This is a genomic window from Domibacillus antri, assembly GCF_001936625.1.
GTDB lineage: Bacteria > Bacillota > Bacilli > Bacillales > Domibacillaceae > Domibacillus > Domibacillus antri.
Genome location: NZ_MSDU01000003.1, coordinates 174,401 through 193,194, shown reverse-complemented (window position 1 = coordinate 193,194; position 18,794 = coordinate 174,401). Strand labels below are relative to the sequence as shown.

Sequence of the window (18,794 nt, the reverse complement as noted above, 5' to 3'; positions counted from 1 at the left end):
TCGTTAAAATAACAGTTGTAAGTCATTAAAGATGTGATAAAATATATATAGTTACCGTTTTGTATGTAAATAACTCGTTTTGCAAGAACGTGGTTGGTAAAAAGCTGTGAGCATCTGTCTGTGTGACAGGTGCTTTTTTCCTGTTTTTATATGCCAAAAACCGGCGAAAATCACTCGCCGGTTTTTTTATTTTTGTGTCACTTTAACACTCCATTTTGAGAGATCAGCGTTTTCTTTTTGAATAAGAGAAGCTGGAAAAACAAATGTCCATGGCTTCGTTGTATTCGCACGGACTTCTAGCTGACCGATATTAAACTGGCCTTCTGCGACTGTATCACCGGCCGCATCGATAAGCTGCAGCGGCAATTTTTCGATATTGATATTCCGTTCATACCCGTTGCGGATTAGCAAGGCAACAGTAAGATTGCCGTTTTCAAGTGCATTCGCGCTTAAGCCGGTAAAATTTAATTCGTCTTTTTGCGGGTCACCGAGCTGCTCGACAATTTTTTTAAGCTTTTCTTTTTCCTCAGCCGGCAGTGATTCTTCCCACTTTGGATCGAGCTCCAGCTTATGCTGGCGGGATGTTAAATCAAAGGCAATTGACCAGTTTTCTTTTCCGAGCTCTACCTTTTCATCGACAGATGAGGCAGGAAAGATAAATGTCCACGGGCGGCTTGAATCAGCCGGAAGTGTGCCGAGTTCACTTAAATGAAACGTGTGGCGTGCCTTTAATTCATTTTTTTCGTTTAGCAGCAGTAATCGCACTTCACCGAGTGAAATTTCACGCTCAACGGTGTTGCGGACAAAAGCGGATACTGCAATTCCTGACGTCTGCTCGTTCCATTCAATCCCGGATAATGACAGCTGATTGCGCTTTAATGGCGGCAGTTCGTTATTTAAAAAGCGGAGCACATACATTTGTTCTTTTGGGACCGTGAGCGATGGATGGAGTGACAGTGCTGTCGTCACGTCTTCATTGCTGGATGCGGCGGCATCACCGGTAATTTCACCGGCGGATACAGCACTTTCCCGGCCATCATTTTTCAAATCTGTATCGGATTTTCCTTTTCGATTAAAAAAAGACAGCATTTAGGTTAATCCTCCTTTTTTGTTAATTCATTGATAAGCACAGCTGTTTTGATCGAGATGTTTCGCAGCAAATCACGGTACGTATTTTGGAACAGCTGCAACCCTTCCCGTGCATAAATGCGCATCGGATCTTCCTGCTGATAATGGCGGAGGCCGATTCCTTCTTTTAAGCGCGTCATTTGTTCCAGATGATCCACCCAGATTTTGTCCAGGTCACTCAGCATAATGCGCTTTACATGATTATCCCATTCGGGCTTGTACTGTTCATTGACCCAGTCAATATAAGGAGCGAGAACCGATTCAACTGCTGAAGCGATTTCTTTCACGCTCGAAGGCTCCTCCGGAAAGGGTACAGGCCGCCCGCCAAACATTGTCTGTAAATGACCGGACAAAAGATCGATTTGCCATTCTTCTGCCGGCTTATCTTCATGACAATAGAAATCAATTTCTTCCCGTGCTGCCCGTTTAATCATATCCACAAGGCGTTCCTGCTGGGAGTCTTCGTCGATAATAGCATTGCGCAGACCAAAAATCACGCCCCGCTGTTCATTAATAACATCGTCGAGCTTTAAGTTATACTCACGCATGGCAAAGTTGGCGCCTTCGACAATACGCTGCACACGGTCAACGAATTCATGCATTTTTTTGTTCAAGACAAGTCCATTTTCTCCTGTCTGCAGTTTCTTCTCGAGCTTTACAAGATCATCTTTTGCAAAGCGGCGGAACATATCGTCTTCAAGTGAAATGATAAATTCGCTTGAACCGGGATCGCCTTGACGGCCGGCACGCCCTTTCAATTGATTGTCAATACGGCGGCTTTCATGGCGCTCTGTTCCGATAACATGCAGCCCGCCCAGTTCAGGAACGCCGTCACCAAGTAAAATATCTGTTCCGCGTCCGGCCATATTGGTGGCGATCGTAATGTGACCCCGCTGTCCGGACCGTGAAATAAGTTCAACTTCCTGTTCGACACTTTTTGCATTTAAGATTTCAAATGAAAGGCCGGCTTTTTCAAAGTAATCTGCAATCTTTTCCGACTGGAGGATTGAAGTTGTTCCAACTAGTACAGGCTGTCCTTTTTGATGACGTGAAACCACTTCTTCTGTTACTGCCTTGTATTTGTCTTCTTTTGTCCGGTAAATGCGTCCCGGCATATCGACACGCTGAACAGGCCGGTTTGTCGGCACTTTATATACATTCATATTGTATACTTCAAGCAATTCTTTTTCCTCTGTTTTGGCCGTCCCGGTCATGCCGGATAAAAACGGATACATACGGAAGTAATTTTGAATAGTGATCGAGGCCTGTGTTTTGTTTTCATCCGTGATTTCAAGATTTTCTTTCGCTTCGATTGCCTGGTGAAGACCGTCACTTAATGTACGTCCCTCCATGGTCCGGCCGGTAAACATGTCAACGAGCAAAATTGCCCCGTCTTTTATGATATAATCCACATCCCGCTCAAACATGACATGGGCACGGACAGCCTGGATCATGTAATGGTACAGCGTCTGATGCTCGATATCATAAAGGTTATCGACACCGAATGCTTTTTCCACTTTTTCAATGCCTTCTTCTGTCAGGCTGACCGCTTTCGTTTCGTCATCGAGCTGGTAATCGACGTCGCGTACGAATCGCTTCGCTACACGCGCGCCGATATAATGAAGATCAGCCGCCGGCGGCATTTTGCCGGCGATGATGAGCGGTGTTTTTGCTTCATCGATCAAGACGCTGTCCACTTCATCAATGATGGCGAAATGATAGGGGCGCTGGACGCGCTGGGATGGATGCCACACCATGTTGTCACGCAAGTAATCAAATCCAAATTCTGTGCCGACACCGTATGTAATATCCGCCAGGTAGGCTTTTTGTTTATCGGCAGGGTCCATCATCGGCAAATTCAATCCAACGGTTAAGCCGAGAAATTCATGAAGCGGCCCGATGGTATCGCGGTCACGCTTGGCCAAATATTCATTGACGGTGATCACATGAACGCCTTTTCCTTCAAGTGCGCGCAAATAACTAGGCAATGAAGCGACAAGTGTTTTTCCTTCACCTGTAGCCATTTCCGAAATGTTTGCATCGGTCAAAATAAGCCCGCCGATGAGCTGTACATCGTAATGACGCATCCCCAGTACTCGCTTTGCGGCTTCGCGGACAACCGCAAATGCTTCAGCTTTAATGTCGTCAATAGACGCGCCGCTTGCTAATTTCTCTTTAAACTCCGCTGTTTTTTCGCGCAAATCCTTATCTGTCAGGGCCTCTATAGCAGGCTCTAATCCATTAATGACATCCACTATTTTTTTGTATGCTTTGATATGCCGGTCACCGGCGTCTTTTTTTCGAAATAAAGAAATCATTTTCTTTTTCACTCCCCGGAAAACTTTCCATCCTCTTATCTTATCAAAAGACAAGGCGAAAGAAAATATAACGTTCTTTTTCTCGGTTTTTGGTGGATATAAAATGACTTTGCCTTTATAATATGTTGGGGAAAGATTAAAGTCTAACATTGTACAGGCTATCGCTGCGACTTTGTGACCCGCGTCATGTGGCTCCAAAAAATATCGATTTGCAACATATATAAAAAATGCTTCTGAATTAACAGAGGGAGGACAACATGGTTTTACTTGCCTTTATTATTTGCGTGCTGGCATCCATTGCGATTACGCCGCTCGTAAAAAAGTTTGCCTTTGCCATTGGTGCTGTTGACAAGCCTAATTACCGGAAAGTGCATCAGCGGATTATGCCGCGTATGGGCGGCCTTGCGATTTTTATCAGCTTTTTAATCGGCATGATTGTGCTGCGTCCCGATTCTCCGTTTAACGGCGCCATTATCATCGGGAGCTTTATTATCATCTTAACCGGTGTGCTGGATGATCGGTTCGAACTGTCGGCAAAAGTAAAGCTTGCCGGTCAGCTGCTTGCGGCATCCATTGTTGTCGTGTACGGCGGCGTTCAGATGGATTTCATCAAACTGCCATTTGGCGGAACGATTGAATTTGGCTACTTTAGCATTCCGCTGACTATTTTATGGATTGTGGCGATTACGAACGCGATTAACTTAATTGACGGCCTCGATGGTCTTGCAGCCGGGGTTTCCACCATTGCGCTGCTAACGATCAGCTTAATGGCCTTTATGAAAGGCGATTTGTATGTAATGAGCGTCGCATTAATTGTGGCAGGAAGCGCCATCGGTTTTTTGAAATATAATTTTCATCCGGCAAAAATTTTTATGGGAGATACAGGAGCGCTTTTTCTCGGCTTCATTATTTCAGTTCTGTCACTGCTCGGATTTAAAAACGTTACCGTCGTGTCATTAATTATCCCGATCATTATTCTTGGTGTGCCGATTTCAGATACGATTTTTGCCATTATCCGCCGGAAGCTGAACAACCAGCCGATTTCAGCACCGGATAAATCTCATTTACATCATTGCCTGCTCCGTACAGGCTATACGCATAAACAAACCGTTTTAATTATTTACGCCATTGCTTTGATGTTCGGCCTTGCTGCCATTATTTTCTCGATGGCGACAGTCTGGGGCGCCATTATTATGATTGCCGTCATTACGCTGGCGATTGAGCTGTTCGTTGAAAGTGTCGGCTTAATCAGCAATGATTATAAACCGCTTTTAAATTTTGTCAGAAGCGGAACAAAAAAGAACCTGTAAGAAAACAACAAAACCCGCTGTCATTCAGCGGGTTTTTGTTGTTTATGAATGTTGAGAATTATTCGGCTGTGCTGTATGTGGCATCTTCTTCATCATCGCTGCTTTCATCCTGATCAAAATCAGAATAAGATGGCTTCATCTCAAGATGGCGCTGTAACTTGCCTTTGACGACTTCAAGTTCTGTTTCATCAAGACGGTAGACGTATGCGCCTGAACTCATTGAATCGTCATATCCCAGCAGTGTTAATGATTCAAAATCTATGTTGCCGCCTTTTCCGTATTCAATAAGTGATTTCATTTCACTGAATGTCATGTTTGTCCGCATATTTGAACCGACTGCTTCTAAAATTTCATCATATTTCGTGATGGAATTCAGCGAAAGAGCTTTTTTCGATATCGTCTGTAAAATTTCCTGCTGACGTTTGCCGCGTTCAATGTCGTTATCATACTTGCGCGTGCGGGCAAGAGCGAGTGCTTCTTCACCGTTTAGCGTTTGAACGCCCGGTTTAAGATCAATCGTTCCGTGTTTATCATCTGAATTCTTTTCTTGTATTTCAAACGGAACATCAAATTCAATACCGTTTAATGCATCAACAACGTCAACGAATGCGTAAAAGTTCATCCGTACATAATAATCAACCGGCACTTCAAGCAATTCTTCAACTGTTTCAATTGTTGAAATCGGCCCACCCGTTGCATGAGCGTGATTGATTTTGTTGTATTGATCCAGTTCCGGAATATACGCATATGTGTCGCGCGGAATGCTGAGCATTTTAATGGTCTTGTCTTCCACGTTTAATGTAGCAAGAACAAGTGCGTCCGTCCGGGTATTATCTCCGTAATTGCGGTGTTCATTATCATCAATACCCATGAATAAAATGGAAATGTTATCTTCAAGCGGGTGAACGTCCGCATCGCGCAATTTTGATTTGTCGCGTCCGTCGTCTTCATAGGAGTCAGTAAAAACATCTGCCGCTTTTTTCTGTAAGTTTGCCGCATATCCTGCAAATGTAAAGGCAACAAGCAGAAAGGGAATAAACAAAGTGAAAAAGACGATCCGGCGTTTTTGTGTCTTTTTGCGCCGCCGTCCCATCCGCTGATTAGTTGAAGCCATATATTTTTCTCCTTTAAATGGTGATTTTTTAGACAAATTTCGAAAGAAAAAGCTACCTTTCATTTTACTATGAAACAGGAGTGTCGTAAATTTTTTTTAATTTGCCGCTGTTTTTTCCATATACAGCAAACCGCCTTCTGTAAATGCTGCCTGACCATTTGTCAGTTCGGTCATCCATTCACAAAAAGCAGCAACATTTTGCTCTTCCACAAACACATCCACTTCGACATTCTCTGCATAACGCAATTCCTTTATTTCATAAACAGAAGAATGAAGCTCATTTTCGATTTTCCCAAGCCACGTATAATCAATCGAAGCGGTGACAACTTTCATAAGCCGGCGTTCGACAATGCCGGCCGCATTCAGCCCTTCCGAAGCAGACTTCCCGTACGCGCGAATCAAGCCGCCGGCGCCGAGTTTAATGCCGCCAAAGTAACGAGTGACCACAATCACCGTATCTTTCAACCCTCGCTTTTTAATGACTTCCAGAATGGGAACGCCGGCTGTTCCGGACGGCTCGCCATCGTCATTTGCTTTTTGTATTTGATCGTGTTCACCGATCATGTAAGCTGAACAGTTGTGTGTGGCATTCCAGTTTTGCTTTTTAATACGCTCAATAAACGCCTGTGCTTCCTCCGCAGATTCCACTCTATCCACATAGGCGATGAATCGTGACTTTTGAATAACGATTTCAATCTCGCCATAACCTTTAACGGTTTTATAGTAAGATAACAATGATTTTTCCTCCAGTTGGTTTAAGAATGAAGAAATAGGGTATTAACTACTGTTAATCATCGTAAAGGAAAAAAGTCAGGATGAAAAGAGACATGCTCCGAAATACTTTTAAACGAAACGTAAATAAACTTTAATGTTCGACATTTAATCTAATGCTATAATAAAATTGTCCTTTCCGTGTGAGGTTTTCACCGGGTCTTTTTTTAGTCAATTAAAAAGAACTGCGTATTTTTTCCGCCTTCAAAAGATACAGCATCCTGTAAAAGAGTCCGTGTCTTTCGGGCAGGTATTTAAAGAACGGGGAAGGGATCGTTTATGTCGATACGAAATGATGAGACGAAACTGCTTGATACGATACTTGATAAAATGGTTGAAACGGTCGATCAAAGTAAAGATCAGATCTTTTCAATCGCCGAGCAAAGCAGAGCCGATTATGAAACGCTGATGACCGAGCTCGAACTCGTCAAAAGCCATATTCATTTTTCGATTATTGAGCAGGAAGAACTGGAACGAAAAGTAAAAATAGCCCGCCGCCGTTTATCTGAAGTCAGTAAGAATTTTTCTGTTTATTCGGAAGAAGTGGTGCGGGAAGCGTATGAAAAAGCGCATGATTTGCAAATGAAGCTGCTTGTTCTGCGTCAAAATGAAAAGCAGCTCATTGACCGGCGTAATGATCTTGACCGTCGTCTCTTGTCAGTGCAAACGACGATTGAGCGCGCGGAACATCTTGTTTCGCAGACTGCCGTTGTGTTGAATTATTTGACTCAAGATATGAAACAATTTGGACAGGCGCTAAAAGACGCCCGCCTTAAACAGGCATTTGGATTACAGGTAATGGAAGCGCAGGAAGAAGAGCGGAAGCGGCTTTCCCGTGAAATTCACGACGGGCCGGCGCAGATGATGGCAAATGTGCTAATGCGTTCGGACTTAATTGAAAAGCTGTACCGTGAACGCGGTGTGGAGGAAGCCTTTAAAGAAATACGTGATTTAAAGAAAATGGTGCGTTCTGCTTTATATGAAGTACGGCGGATTATTTATGATCTTCGTCCGATGGCGCTCGATGATTTAGGACTAATTCCCACACTGAAAAAGTACTTAGCGACTGTCAGTGAATATAACCGATCCAACTCAAGAGCGCCGGATATAGAATTTACGAATATCGGAATGGATAAACGCCTTCCGGCAAAACTTGAAGTAGCGCTGTTCCGTCTTATTCAAGAATCCGTTCAAAATGCATTAAAACATGCGGATGCATCACGCATACAAGTAAAGCTGGAAATAAAGAAGGACCATATATTGGCAGTTGTGAAGGATAACGGAAAAGGGTTTTCTGTAAATGAAACAAAATCCGGCTCATTTGGCATAATGGGAATGAAAGAGCGGGTGGAGCTTCTTGAAGGCGATATTACGCTTCATTCCAAGCCGGGAGAAGGCACAGCTGTCTTAATCAGCGTGCCGGTGCTGAAGCAGACATTGAATTAGAGGGGGAAAAAACGATGACAACGAAAATTATTATTATTGATGACCATCAGCTATTCCGTGAAGGAGTAAAACGAATTCTTGATTTTGAAGAAACATTCGAGGTGGTTGCAGAAGGAGATGACGGTTCGGAAGCACTTGCACTTGTTAAACAGTATGAACCGGACGTTGTGATTATGGATATCAATATGCCGGAAGTAAACGGCGTGGAAGCGACCCGAACTTTAATTGATCAATACCCTGAGACAAAAGTCATTATTTTATCGATTCATGATGATGAAAACTACGTCACACATGCGCTTCAGTCAGGCGCACTTGGCTATTTATTGAAAGAAATGGATGCAGAGGAGCTTGTGGAAGCGGTCAAAGTAGTGGCTGACGGCGGATCGTATTTACACCCGCGCATCACGCACAATTTAATCGCAGACTACCGGCGTCTTTCTAATGATGATGGAAAAGGGAAAGGATTCCAGCAATCGGAAGTTGTTCGTCCGCTTCATTTACTGACGCGGCGCGAATGCGAAGTACTGCAGCTGCTCGCGGACGGCAAAAGCAACCGCGGCATTGGCGAAGCACTGTATATCAGTGAAAAAACGGTCAAAAATCATGTCAGCAACATTTTACAGAAAATGAGTGTAAACGACCGTACGCAGGCCGTTGTAACGGCTATTAAAAAAGGTTGGGTTGAAGTGCGGTAAAAATAAAGGCTCCTTATATGGATCAATGGCGAATCGGCGGTATGCCGCATTGCCTTTGTGTCCCTCACCCTGTTTCTTTCAAGTGCATATGATGGAACGAGGGAACTCAAAAGGGGGGAATATATCGTGAGTCCTTATTATCACCGCCCCGGCCCGCCGTTTTATTATGGCCGTCCTCCGTACCCGCCATTTTATAACCAGGGACCGTTAATCGGCGGTTTCTTTGGCGGATTGACAGGCAGTTTGCTGGGCCCCTTTTTTTATGGCCGTCCGCCATTTTATTGATTGTATCGGAAAAACGGTTCGCGCCGGTTGAGCGCGGACCGTTTTTCTTTTACAATACAAGTAGACCAAGAAAGGACGTGCAACAACGTTGACTAAATGGATAACGGCATTGCTCATCATAGGCGTACTGCTTGCGGGCTGCGGTGACGATGAACAAACAAATTCGGCCAACTCGACGAACGATGGGGAACCGGCAAACACAATGACGCAGGACACACATACAGCATCTGATGATCAATCAGAAGGTGTAACGGCCGATGAAAAATCAACTACTAATAATGAGGCGGGCACACAAACGGGGAAAGCGCCGATTGAAGAAGCGGAAAACGTACCCGCTGATGAAAAGGCCGCTATTTTAGCTGTTTTGGACAAGCAGGTCGAATCATTCAACAATAAAGATGTGGAGGCATACATGTCGACCATTTCTGAAACACCGGAATCATTTAACTATGAGGAAGAAAAGCAATACGTCCAAAAAGTATTTGATACGTTCGACGTTTCCATGAAACCGCTCAATCCGATGATCATTAAATACGAGGATGAAACGAAAACGGCCAACGTGTTTATGAACATGGAATCGACATCAAAAGATTTAAGCACCGGCAAAGAAGTCAGCCAGACAACGCGTCAGATTATGGTTTTCAAAAAAGAAGACGCCGGATGGAAACAGATTTCTCTGTTTGCGATGGAATGATCTTATAATCAAAAGAAAAGAGGAAATCGAACATGACAAAAGAGATGAATGTAGAAAGCTTTAACCTTGACCACACGAAAGTAAAAGCACCGTACGTACGCCTTGCAGGTATAAAAGAAGGGCTGAACGGCGATAAAATTTTGAAATATGACATCCGTTTTTGCCAGCCGAACAAAGAGCATATGGAAATGCCGTCCCTTCATTCACTGGAGCATATGATGGCAGAATTTAGCCGCAATCATTCGGATAAAATCGTGGACATTAGTCCAATGGGCTGCCAGACAGGCTACTACATGGCCGTCATCAACCATGACGACTACGAGGACGTATTGAACATCATTGAAAAAACATTAGAAGATGTGCTGGAAGCCACTGAAGTGCCGGCCTGCAATGAAGTACAGTGCGGCTGGGCGGCGAGCCACAGTCTTGAAGGTGCGAAAGAAATCGCCCGCACTATGCTTGCCAAACGAAATGAATGGACGCAAATATTTGCTTAGTAAAAAATGGACAATATGTCCATTTTTTATATATAATATAAGTAAGCGTTTTCGTAAAGCGGAGGTGGCGTCATTTATGTCGAATATCAAAAATGATAAGTTCATGAGGTACCGCCCTGTCCCTAAAGCTGATGTGGAACCTTTGTTAACACGTTCTTCCGCATCAGGCAAACCGCTCGCCGGCGTGAGAAAGGTAACAGCAGACCGCATGTTTGAAAGCCTGCAGACAACCGCCCAGCTCACATTGACAATGAAAGCAGATGTCACAATTTAATGACGATCCGCAAGAAAATGAATGCATCACTCGTGGAACGCGGCGTGAAACTGACCTTAACGGATTTCGTCGCAAAAACTGTTGTTACCTCTTTGAAAAAACATCCGAAAATGAATGCGACTCTTGAAAATGGACGGCTTGCTTTTCACGAACGTGTTCATCTCGGCATTGCCGTGGCTTTGGACGTCGGATTAATGGTACCGGTTATTAATGACGCGTGCTGTCTGACGATAAAAGGGCTGTCTAAACGAATCCGTGAAAACGCAGACGAAGTTCGCAGTGGGCGCGTTCAGGCAGAATCATTAAAAGGTTCAACGTTTACCATCTCAAACTTAGAAAAATATGATGTGGAATATTTTACACCCGTCCTGAATCCGCCTGAAATCGGCATTCTGGGTGTTGGCCGCGTCATGCCGGAAGCGGTATTTATTGGAGACCATGTAGAAAAGCGGATGATCCAGCCGCTCAGTCTCACATTCGATCACCGCGCCATCGACGGAGCACCGGCAGCCGATTTTTTACAGACAGTTAAAACGATGCTTGAACAGCCCTACCGGACGCTTGCTGAATAAATGTAAAAACGGGCGTGTTTCAAAAAAGTGGATGGAAGGACGAATTATGTACCATTTAGGCCGGTTTGTCGAAATGACAGCCGGATTCTGGTTCATGAAGGCCGGATTCATTGAAAATCCGGCCAAAAGAGGAAGAAAACCGGCCCAAAATCAGAAAATCAGACTTAAGAAAGGAAGAAGGAGCTTTCTCGATTCGTTTTTGTGACAGCTCCTTCTTCCTTTTTTCACTGCTCATCAGACAACGCTTTCCTTTTAACAGCGGATTTTTGTCTTTCAATGGTAAACAGCACGGCTGCCAGAATGCAGACAATTCCGGCGAGCTGCCAGGCCGTCAATATGTCTCCAAACACAAACATTCCGATTAAAATCGCGACGACCGGTTCTGCAGTTGCCGCAATGGCTGCCCGGCCGGATTCCATTTTCGCGAGACCTGCCGTATAAAATCCATAGGCCAGAATCGTGGAAAAAAGGACAAGTCCGGCTCCGTTCAGCCAGACGTCAAATTCAAACATCATCGCGCTTTTTTGTAACAGTCCGGAAAAAGGCACGATAAATAACGAGCCGAATAACATTGAATATGCTGTAATCGTAATTGAGTGATACCGATTTGCCACAAATTTTCCGGAAATCGAATAAAGAGCATAAAAAAATCCCGAAAGCAGTCCGATCAAGATCGTTATGACAGACAAGGCAGCATCACCTGACGGAATGAGTCCGACAACAAGCATGCAGCCGGTGATAGTCAGCAGAAGGGCTATCCCCTTCCCGCGTGTAAGTGGTTCTCCAAAAAATAATCGCGACAGCAGGACGACAAAAATCGGTCCTGTATAAAGGAGAACGACAGCAAGTGAATTGGAGGCCTGCTCCATGACAATGAAAAAACATAAATTAAAAAAGGCAATACTGACAATGCCGCATCCTGCAAAAAAAGGCAAATCCCGTACATCAACGCGCAGCCAGTCCCGCCGAAACAGCGCCATCACCGGAAAAAGAACAAGGGACGAACCGAGCACACGAAATGCTACAACATCAATTGGCGTAAAGGCATATGTGTAAAGCCCTTGTACAAACAACCCGATCGTTCCCCATAAAGAGGCCCCGAGTAAAACAAACAACAAACCCTTCAAAAAATCCCTCCTTGTGCTGTAAGCCGCCAAGTTCTTAGTCTTTGATCCTAGGGCCCACGTGATGTGGGTCACGAAGGCGTTGCGACAGGAAGTCGCGATCTTAGCCTTTGATCCTATAATATTAACTGAAAAGGAGTGCAAAAAGACAGGTATTCAGATAAAATAAGGAAAGTATAAATAAAAATAAGGCAGGTATATGGAGATGAAGACGGCAATTTTGACAGACAGTACGGCTTATCTTCCGAAAGAGCTGCGCGATGAACTGAACATATTTATGATCCCGCTCAGCGTGATTTTTGGCGAGGATGCTTACCGTGAAGAATTCGATATCACGACAAATGAATTTTACGAAAAAGTGAGCGGCGGCGGAAAACTTCCGACTACGTCACAGCCGGTTATAGGCCATTTTGTCGAAATGTACGAGAAGATTGCCCGCGATTACGATGCAGTTGTTGGCATCTATTTATCAAGCGGCATCAGCGGCACGTACCAATCGTCAATGACAGCCGCCGAAATGGTGGAAGGTCTGGATGTGTATTCTTTCGATACCGAATTGAGCTGTGCGCCGCAAGGATTCTACGTGCTGCGTGCGGCTGAAATGGCGAAGCAGGGAAAAACACCGGATGAAATTATAGCAGAACTGACGGAAATGAAACGCTGGACGCGCGCTTATTTTATGGTGGACGACTTGAACCATTTAAAGCGCGGCGGCAGACTGAGCAGTGCCCAGGCGCTCATCGGCGGCTTGCTGCAGGTGAAGCCAATCCTTCACTTTGAAGACAAAGTCATCGTTCCGTTTGAAAAGATCCGGACAAGCAAAAAAGCATTGAAACGAATTGGTGACTTATTTGAAGAAGAATACAAAAAAGGCAGTAAATTGCAGGCTGTCATCATTCACGCCAACCGGGAAGACGCCGCCCGTGATTGGATGATCGAATTGAAAAAACGATTCCCGAACGCCGAATTCGGCATCAGCCACTTTGGTCCGGTCATCGGCACCCATCTAGGTGAAGGGGCGCTCGCCATGGGATGGACGAAAAAGAAATCTGGTGAATAGAGCCGGGTTTCTTTTTGTGTTTTCAGAGAAAACCATTTATAGTAAGTTATGAAAGGAAGTGTTATTTTAATGAATGCTTATTTTGCCGGAAGAGAACTCATTGATGAAGAAATTCCGACTCTCCCGGATGAACACATCGCCACCCGTCCCGCCATACACATGGACAATGGACAGCCCCGCTGCCGCCGATGCAACAACACCACAAATTTCTCCTCCCACCACTGCGCCCGGTGCAGCCAATTATGCCTATATTGCCGACATTGTATCCAAATGGGCAAAATATCTTCCTGCACCATCTTGTACCGCTGGATCGGCCCGCCGCCAAAACATCCCGAAAATGCCGGGACAATGCATTGGACAGGCACTCTTTCAGACGGTCAAAGAATCGCTTCGAGTAACGTCGAACGCGCCATAGTCCATTTAAATGAACATCTTGTTTGGGCCGTAGCAGGCGCCGGCAAAACAGAAGTATTGTTCCATGGCATCTCATCTGCACTTGCGGCCGGGAAACGGGTATGCATTGCCGCGCCGAGAGCCGACGTGGTACGCGAACTCGCACCGCGTCTCGCCGGTGTGTTTCCCGATACACCGCCTGCAGCCTTGTACGGCGGCAGTCCCAACCTCCACACTTACAGTCCGCTCGTCATTACGACCACCCACCAGCTTTACCGCTTTTATCATGCATTCAATGTCATGATCGTCGATGAAGTCGACGCCTTCCCTTATACATTTAATTCATCCCTGCAATTTGCTGTGCAAAAAGCGAGAAAGCCAGATTCTGCCCTCATTTACTTAACGGCCACACCAAATACCGACTGGCAGGCGGAAGTAAAATCCGGCAAGCGGGAGGCCACCATTATTCCTGCCCGCTACCACCGCCATCCGCTTCCAATGCCAAAAACGAAATGGTGCGGTAACTGGAAAAAGTCGCTTTTGCCATCTGCCGTTCATTCATGGGTAAAAACAAAATTAGACGCCGGCAGCCGGCTGCTGCTTTTTTATCCGCATATCGATACGATGGAAAAAGCATTGCCGCTGTTTAAAGAAATAGATCCGCGCATTGAAAGTGTCCATGCGGCCGACCCGCTCCGGAAAGAAAAAGTCGAAGCGATGCGCCGGCGGGAAATACCGGCTTTACTGTCGACAACGATTCTGGAACGGGGCGTCACTTTCCCAGGTATTGATGTTGCCGTGATCGGCGCGGAAGACGCGGTTTTTACGGAAAGCGCACTCGTTCAAATTGCCGGCAGGGCCGGGCGCAGCGCCGGCTGGCCGACAGGGGATATTGTTTTCTTCCATTATGGAAAAACAAATGCCATGATGAAGGCAATCCGGCAAATCAAGGAGATGAACCGGCTCGGAATCGAAAGGGGGCTCATTGACGGATGAAGCAGTGTCTATTGTGCGAAAATGAGACAGAAATGGAATCATGGCTCCCGTTTTTCGGAGCGAAAGCCCCCGTTCTTTGTCCGAGGTGTTTGGGAAAGTTAGAGAAAATAACTGGTCCGTCCTGCCGCTGGTGTTCGCGGCCGATGGAGGAAGACGGACTTTGTTTAGAATGCAGGGAGTGGGGGGAGAGTCTGTTTGCGGGCAATATATCGCTTTATTCGTATAACGATGCGATGAAGGAGCTGATTGCCCGTTTTAAGTACCGAGGAGATTACGCACTCGCCGCCATTTTTGCGGAAGATGTGCGCCGAGCGGCGAAAGAAGCGGCATGTGACCTCATTTGCGCGGTGCCGCTGCCGCCGTCGAGACTTTTTGAACGCCGATTTAATCAGTCGGAAGCTCTGATTGAAGCAGCCGGCCTTTCGTCTATTCCGCTTATTGGGAGAATGGAATCAGAAAAGCAGTCGAAAAAATCGCGGTTGGAACGGATCAATTCGGAGCAGACGTTTTATCCGGTTGGGGATGCAGGAGGAAAATCGGTGCTCGTAATTGATGATATTTATACGACAGGTGCGACGATCCGGCGGGTGGCGGAAGCGCTTGGAGAGGCGGGGGCGTCAACAGTGAAAAGTGTGACCATTGCCCGAAGCGGTGCTTGACATTTCAGCTGTTCCCTATGAAAATAGGACTAACAGAAACAGACACGAGGTGAATGGCATGAATGAAGTGGTTGATTGCCCGCGCTGCGGCGAGCTTTATATGAGTAATGCGTTTCGTGAAGTATGCCCGAAATGTTCCCGTTCTGAAGAAGAAATGTATCAAAAAGCGTATACGTTTTTACGCAAGCGTGAAAACCGTGCAGCTACTCTCGAGCGCATCGTTGAAATAAGCGGGGCGACAGAAGAAATGATTCATAGATGGGTCAAAAAAGGCCGTCTGCAGGCTGCCCAGTTTCCGAACCTCGGCTACCCGTGTGACCGCTGCGGCACGATTATTCAAAAAGGCAAAATGTGCAACAGTTGCGTTGATGAATTTGAAAATGACTTAAAAATTCTTGAGCGCGAACAGGAATTTGACCGCGCCAGAAAAGAGCAGCATCAGCAAACATATCATGGAAGACGAAAAGACTAAAACCTGCCGGCCGGCGGGTTTTTTTATTGTCCATGGGAGAAAATCACTCTTTAAAAACCGCGAAATATTTCATATTAAACATTATCGTCATCCTGCCGATATAAGAAGCACAGTAGATAAATGCAGAAAGCGAGGGATACGGATATGAAGATTAATCATACACCTGGGCTGAACGGTGTGAATCCGTATCAGAAGCAGCTGAAAAAAGCGGACGCTGCAAAAAATGCCAGCGCAGCAGCAGGCGATAAATTGGAAATTTCAAACGCCGCTAAAGAGATGCAGGACTCAACACGACTACTAGCTGAACGCCGCGAAAAAATCGCGCTTCTGAAAGAACAGGTCGCAGAGGGCACATACAAACCGGATGCCAAAGCGACGGCGAAAGCCATGCTCAACTTTTATGGACAGTCATAACCGGATCGCCCACGAGACCACTCCGGGCGATCTTTCTTTATGCATACAAATAGGAAAGGAGTCCAGAGGATGAAAATTCAGTCAGACCGCACTGCTCTGCCATTTCAACCTGGAGCAGCCCCGGTTCAAGGAGAAATCGCCGCACCGGCAGCGGGTCATTCAAATACAGCAGCGGCATCGAACACAGCGAAACAGCCGCCGGAACTCGCCGCATTTTCAGAAAAAGGAATCACGCTCACGAAAGAAGGGGCACAGGCGGTTAAAAGCTTTATGGAAACGGCTCCAGGTACTGAAGCCGAAAAACTCACAACCGTTAAAGCGCTCGCGGATAAAGGAATTATGCCTGATGAATCAAAATTGAAGGCGGTCCATGCGGCTACGACGGGTGTCCCGTTCGGCAAAGAAGCAGCGGCGTGGCTGAAAGAGTCCGGTATTCCTTTCCCTCAAAATACGCGTGCCGCAATCGAAAAAGCGCTGCAGCTCGGGCGCGTGCAGGAAGCCGTAAATATGGTCAAGTCCGCTGAACTTCCGGAGGATATTGTCAAGCAGATTGAAACGTTAGTGAAGCAAAACGGAATGTCGGCGGAAACAGCTGCCGTATTGAAAAAAATGGCTGAAGCAAACAACATTCCAGCCGCGAAACTGCTTGAACGAGCGGCTGCCATGGAAGTGGAAGTGCTCAATAATGCCGCTAAACAAAAAGTCACAGAGGCTGTACAAACGCTGTTAAAGCAGCAGCCTGATAACACGTTGCTGGCCGAACTTTCCCGCAAGCTGGAACAAAACGCGCCGGTTCAGGATATTGTGAAAGCGCTGCGCACCTTATTTGCGGGCGACCGGGCCGCGGCAATGAAGCCGATGGCAGAAGCTCTTCAGCTTGCTGATATGGCGCAAACAAAATTGACATCAGCCCTCCCGGAGTCCGGTATCACTATCCCGGAAACGGAACAAACAGAACCGGGACCCGCTCAAAAAGCGGCGCAGCTGATTCAAAAGGAACCATTGTTTGAACGTGTTCTCGTTCATTTAAAAGAGACGATGCCGGAATTGAATTCCTCGTTTGAAAAAGCAGAAGCCCTTTTCCTTTCAGGAAAAGAAATGGCCGCGCGGGGGGAGCTTATGAAAGCAGTGGAACCGCTTATTCCCCCGCCCGCGACGCAGGCGGCGCCAATTGTTCCGGATGAATTATTCGCGCAGGTGCCGCCAGCTTCAAAAGACGTTCTTGTGACGCGGATTACGGAAAAAATGTCACAGTCCGCTATTGACTTTAAAAGCTTTAAGAGGGATATTACCCGGAACCTGCAGACGACAGAATTATTTTTGAATCAAAAAGCGGTGCTGCAGGCAAAACTGGTCATTGAAACGGCCATTAAAACACTCGACAACGCCATTTTAAAAGGCGATTTTATGCTGTATACCGATATGAAAACAGAAAAGCAGCTTATGCAGGCATCAGGCCAGCTCGCGGAAGCGCGAAAGCTTCTCACAAAAGGCGATACACAGCAGGCTGCCCGAATCGTAGCGGAAGTGAAAGCGCTCATTGAAAAAGTGATATTTAAGCCGACGGATGCCCGAGTCATGCATATGATCATGCAGGAAACAGCCGATACGGCACCGCGCGTTCTCGCCGGCGCCATGGCGGGACTTTATGACACGCCGACGGCCCGCAGCGCTTTTGAACTCGTCCGCGCGGCGGGGCTTAACTACGAACATGAGCAGGCGGCGGCATTATTAAAAGGAAAAGCGGAAATACCGAACGCGGTCAAGCAGGCACTTCTCGCGACAATGGGCCAGCAGTCCGGTGAACAGGCATCCACGAATTTAACCGGCCAGCAGCTTTTAAGTAAACCAGAATCCGGTCTGCAGTCGATGATGATGTCACTGCCATTTTTGCTCGGCGGACAGGCGGAAAATGTGAACGTTTTTATCCGGTCAAAAAGCGGCGGCCAGCAGGTCGACTGGGAAAACTGCTCTATCCACTTTCTATTCGAAACGAAAAAACTTGGTCCGGTCGGCATCACCATCTCATCCGCCGATCGGAATTTATCGGTGAAAGTGCAAAATGACAAAGAAGACTTCCAGCAAAAAATGGAGCCGCTCACCGCGGTATTAAAAGATCGATTGTCCGACGTCGGCTACCGTGTCGGCGCCGTCCAATTCAGCGCTTTTCAGAATGCAGAACAGAAGGCGGAAACGAAAAAAGCCGAATCAACGTCAAGTGCGAAAGGGTTTGATTTTACGATATGAGCTATTATAACCAGATCAACCGTCGCAAGATGAACGGGCCATCTGCCGCGGTCATCCGTTATGAGGAAGGAAGCGCTCCGACCGTTGTCGCACAAGGAAAGGGTGCGCTTGCCGCTAAAATCCTTGAGCTGGCGGATCAGCACGGCATCCCGATGGAACAGGATTCGTCGCTTTTATCCGAACTGTTAGACATCGATCTCGGCGACTCAATTCCGCCGCAGCTATATTCGGTCATCGCCGAAATGTTGATTTTAATTGAAGAAATGGAATCCACGTATTAAAGTCCGGCAAAATTTGCCGATACATGATAATGAGGTGGAAACAC

General features: G+C 46.3%; 20 protein-coding genes. 15 read left to right on the top strand and 5 right to left on the bottom strand.

The window, feature by feature from the left end:
- Positions 1–186 precede the first annotated feature (186 nt).
- Both BTO30_RS01195 and secA2 read right to left on the bottom strand, forming a co-directional pair.
- Positions 187–1,089 (bottom strand): accessory Sec system S-layer assembly protein, encoded by a 903-nt coding sequence (locus BTO30_RS01195; protein ID WP_075396881.1) that lies wholly within the window; start codon positions 1,087–1,089, stop codon positions 187–189.
- Between the two features lie 5 nt (positions 1,090–1,094).
- Complete coding sequence (gene secA2 / locus BTO30_RS01190) at positions 1,095–3,446, bottom strand: accessory Sec system translocase SecA2 (protein ID WP_075396880.1); 2,352 nt, start codon at positions 3,444–3,446, stop codon at positions 1,095–1,097.
- 257 nt (positions 3,447–3,703) lie between these two features.
- Here secA2 and BTO30_RS01185 point away from each other — a divergent pair, with 257 nt between their 5' ends.
- Entirely contained in the window at positions 3,704–4,756 is a 1,053-nt protein-coding gene (locus BTO30_RS01185) for a glycosyltransferase family 4 protein (protein ID WP_075396879.1), read from the top strand.
- Positions 4,757–4,814: 58 nt separating this feature from the next.
- Here the strand turns inward: BTO30_RS01185 and BTO30_RS01180 are convergent, their stop codons facing one another.
- Positions 4,815–5,870, bottom strand: a complete 1,056-nt coding sequence (locus BTO30_RS01180; RefSeq protein ID WP_075396878.1) for an LCP family protein — start codon at positions 5,868–5,870, stop codon at positions 4,815–4,817.
- 96 nt (positions 5,871–5,966) lie between these two features.
- Positions 5,967–6,605 (bottom strand): YigZ family protein, encoded by a 639-nt coding sequence (locus tag BTO30_RS01175; RefSeq protein ID WP_075396877.1) that lies wholly within the window; start codon positions 6,603–6,605, stop codon positions 5,967–5,969.
- A gap of 315 nt (positions 6,606–6,920) precedes the next feature.
- On the opposite strand from BTO30_RS01175, the gene BTO30_RS01170 reads away from it, so the two are divergent.
- The 7 genes from BTO30_RS01170 to BTO30_RS01145 all read left to right on the top strand — a co-directional run bounded on the left by BTO30_RS01170 (position 6,921) and on the right by BTO30_RS01145 (position 11,104).
- Entirely contained in the window at positions 6,921–8,087 is a 1,167-nt protein-coding gene (locus BTO30_RS01170; RefSeq protein WP_075396876.1) for a sensor histidine kinase, read from the top strand.
- A 14-nt stretch (positions 8,088–8,101) separates the two neighbouring features.
- Complete coding sequence (locus tag BTO30_RS01165) at positions 8,102–8,782, top strand: response regulator (protein ID WP_075396875.1); 681 nt, start codon at positions 8,102–8,104, stop codon at positions 8,780–8,782.
- Positions 8,783–8,908: 126 nt separating this feature from the next.
- The gene (locus BTO30_RS16970; RefSeq protein ID WP_169829337.1) at positions 8,909–9,067 is read left to right on the top strand and encodes a hypothetical protein; all 159 of its coding nucleotides are present in this window, start codon (positions 8,909–8,911) and stop codon (positions 9,065–9,067) included.
- Positions 9,068–9,155: 88 nt separating this feature from the next.
- Positions 9,156–9,761: a YybH family protein gene (locus BTO30_RS01160; protein ID WP_075396874.1), complete on the top strand. Its 606-nt coding sequence runs from the start codon at positions 9,156–9,158 to the stop codon at positions 9,759–9,761.
- Between the two features lie 32 nt (positions 9,762–9,793).
- Positions 9,794–10,258 (top strand): S-ribosylhomocysteine lyase, encoded by a 465-nt coding sequence (locus tag BTO30_RS01155; RefSeq protein ID WP_075396873.1) that lies wholly within the window; start codon positions 9,794–9,796, stop codon positions 10,256–10,258.
- Positions 10,259–10,334: 76 nt separating this feature from the next.
- Positions 10,335–10,532 (top strand): hypothetical protein, encoded by a 198-nt coding sequence (locus tag BTO30_RS01150; RefSeq protein ID WP_075396872.1) that lies wholly within the window; start codon positions 10,335–10,337, stop codon positions 10,530–10,532.
- Positions 10,532–11,104, top strand: a complete 573-nt coding sequence (locus BTO30_RS01145) for a 2-oxo acid dehydrogenase subunit E2 (RefSeq protein ID WP_075396871.1) — start codon at positions 10,532–10,534, stop codon at positions 11,102–11,104. The genes BTO30_RS01150 and BTO30_RS01145 overlap by 1 nt, the downstream gene beginning before the upstream one ends.
- 224 nt (positions 11,105–11,328) lie before the next feature.
- On the opposite strand, the gene BTO30_RS01140 is transcribed toward BTO30_RS01145, so the two are convergent.
- A complete protein-coding gene (locus tag BTO30_RS01140) occupies positions 11,329–12,231 on the bottom strand; it encodes an EamA family transporter (protein ID WP_075396870.1) in 903 nt (300 codons plus the stop codon).
- Between the two features lie 202 nt (positions 12,232–12,433).
- Between BTO30_RS01140 and BTO30_RS01135 the strand changes: the two genes are divergently transcribed.
- From BTO30_RS01135 to BTO30_RS01105, 7 genes are all read left to right on the top strand, one after another.
- On the top strand, positions 12,434–13,288 hold the full coding sequence (locus BTO30_RS01135) for a DegV family protein (protein ID WP_075396869.1): 855 nt from the start codon (positions 12,434–12,436) through the stop codon (positions 13,286–13,288).
- A 69-nt stretch (positions 13,289–13,357) separates the two neighbouring features.
- The gene (locus tag BTO30_RS01130; protein ID WP_245796275.1) at positions 13,358–14,677 is read left to right on the top strand and encodes an ATP-dependent helicase ComFA; all 1,320 of its coding nucleotides are present in this window, start codon (positions 13,358–13,360) and stop codon (positions 14,675–14,677) included.
- Complete coding sequence (locus tag BTO30_RS01125) at positions 14,674–15,336, top strand: ComFC family protein (protein ID WP_075396867.1); 663 nt, start codon at positions 14,674–14,676, stop codon at positions 15,334–15,336. Before BTO30_RS01130 ends, BTO30_RS01125 begins: the two co-directional genes overlap by 4 nt.
- A gap of 58 nt (positions 15,337–15,394) precedes the next feature.
- Complete coding sequence (locus BTO30_RS01120) at positions 15,395–15,808, top strand: TIGR03826 family flagellar region protein (RefSeq protein WP_075396866.1); 414 nt, start codon at positions 15,395–15,397, stop codon at positions 15,806–15,808.
- 144 nt (positions 15,809–15,952) lie between these two features.
- Positions 15,953–16,222, top strand: coding sequence for a flagellar biosynthesis anti-sigma factor FlgM (gene flgM / locus BTO30_RS01115; RefSeq protein ID WP_075397054.1), 270 nt, complete (start codon positions 15,953–15,955; stop codon positions 16,220–16,222).
- A gap of 69 nt (positions 16,223–16,291) precedes the next feature.
- Complete coding sequence (locus tag BTO30_RS01110) at positions 16,292–18,469, top strand: hypothetical protein (RefSeq protein ID WP_075396865.1); 2,178 nt, start codon at positions 16,292–16,294, stop codon at positions 18,467–18,469.
- Positions 18,466–18,750, top strand: coding sequence for an EscU/YscU/HrcU family type III secretion system export apparatus switch protein (locus BTO30_RS01105; protein ID WP_075396864.1), 285 nt, complete (start codon positions 18,466–18,468; stop codon positions 18,748–18,750). Before BTO30_RS01110 ends, BTO30_RS01105 begins: the two co-directional genes overlap by 4 nt.
- The last annotated feature ends 44 nt before the right edge of the window (positions 18,751–18,794 follow it).